Origin of the sequence: Spirillospora sp. NPDC000708 (genome assembly GCF_040299565.1) — a bacterium.
GTDB lineage: Bacteria > Actinomycetota > Actinomycetes > Streptosporangiales > Streptosporangiaceae > Spirillospora.
Window position 1 is genome coordinate 1 of sequence record NZ_JBEPCJ010000235.1, and the last position, 1,506, is coordinate 1,506.

Genomic DNA, 1,506 nt, shown 5'->3' on the forward strand with positions numbered 1-1,506 from the left:
GAAAACCTCTATTTCCAGTCGATGAGGCGCACGCTCTTCACCCCCGAGCACGAGCAGTTCCGGGAGACCGCCCGTGCCTACTACCTCAGGGAGTGCGTGCCCCACGCGGAGGAATGGGAGCAGGCCGGAATCGTCAGCCGCGAGGCCTGGAGCGCGGCCGGTGCGGCCGGTCTCATCGGGTGGGAATTCCCCGAGGAGTTCGGCGGACAGGGCATCCGCGACTTCCGCTACAACGCCATCATGGCCGAGGAGATGGCGGCCACCGGCACGGTGGGCATCGGCCTCGGGCTCCAGAACGACGTCCTGCCCTCCTACCTGTCGCACCTCACCGGGGAGCAGCAACACCGCTGGCTCCCCGGGATCGTCTCCGGGCGGACCATCTGCGCACTGGCCCTGTCCGAGCCGGACGCCGGGTCGGACCTGGCGGCGATGCGCACCACCGCCCGCCGCGAGGGCGACCACTATGTGCTCAGCGGCCAGAAGACCTTCATCACCAACGGCATCCTCGCCGACTTCGTGATCGTCGCCTGCAAGACCGACCCGGACGCCCGCCACAAGGGCATCAGCCTGCTGGTCGTCGAGCGCGGGATGCCCGGCTTCGAGCGCGGCCGCCGGCTGGACAAGGTCGGCCTCAAGGCGCAGGACACCGCGGAGCTCTTCTTCCACGACGTACGGGTGCCGGCGGCGAACCTCCTCGGCGCGGAGGGCCGCGGCTTCGCGTACATGATGGAGAACCTGCCCACCGAGCGGATCGCCATCGCGGTGAGCGCGCTGGGCGGCGCACAGCGCGCCTTCGAGCTGGCGCTGGAGTACGCCAAGACCCGCACGGCGTTCGGGCAGCCCATCGGCACCTTCCAGGCCAACCGCTTCGCGCTGGCCGACATGCGGGCCAAGCTCGACGCGGCACGCACCTATGTCGACGGCTGCATCATGGCGCTCGTCGAGGGCCATCTCACGGCGGTCGACGCCGCCGCGGCGAAGTACTGGACCACCGAGACCGCCTGGCAGATCATCGACCGCTGCGTCCAGCTGTTCGGCGGATACGGATACATCAACGAGTACGAGATCGCGCGCATCTGGCGCGACAACCGCATTGAGCGGATCTTCGGCGGCACCTCGGAGATCATGCAGGAGATCGTGGGGCGCTCGCTGGGGCTGACATCGGCGACCGTGAGGAAGCAGGAATGACATTTAAGTAAGTACTCGAGTCTGGTAAAGAAACCGCTGCTGCGAAATTTGAACGCCAGCACATGGACTCGTCTACTAGCGCAGCTTAATTAACCTAGGCTGCTGCCACCGCTGAGCAATAACTAGCATAACCCCTTGGGGCCTCTAAACGGGTCTTGAGGGGTTTTTTGCTGAAACCTCAGGCATTTGAGAAGCACACGGTCACACTGCTTCCGGTAGTCAATAAACCGGTAAACCAGCAATAGACATAAGCGGCTATTTAACGACCCTGCCCTGAACCGACGACAAGCTGACGACCGGGTCTCCGCAAGTGGCACT

At 64.9% G+C, this 1,506-nt stretch carries 1 protein-coding gene; it reads left to right on the forward strand.

All coding sequences use genetic code 11. The features are described from left to right. Positions 1 to 21: 21 nt before the first annotated feature. On the forward strand, positions 22 to 1,188 hold the full coding sequence (locus tag ABT299_RS52650; protein WP_380924447.1) for an acyl-CoA dehydrogenase family protein: 1,167 nt from the start codon (positions 22 to 24) through the stop codon (positions 1,186 to 1,188). Positions 1,189 to 1,506 lie beyond the last annotated feature (318 nt).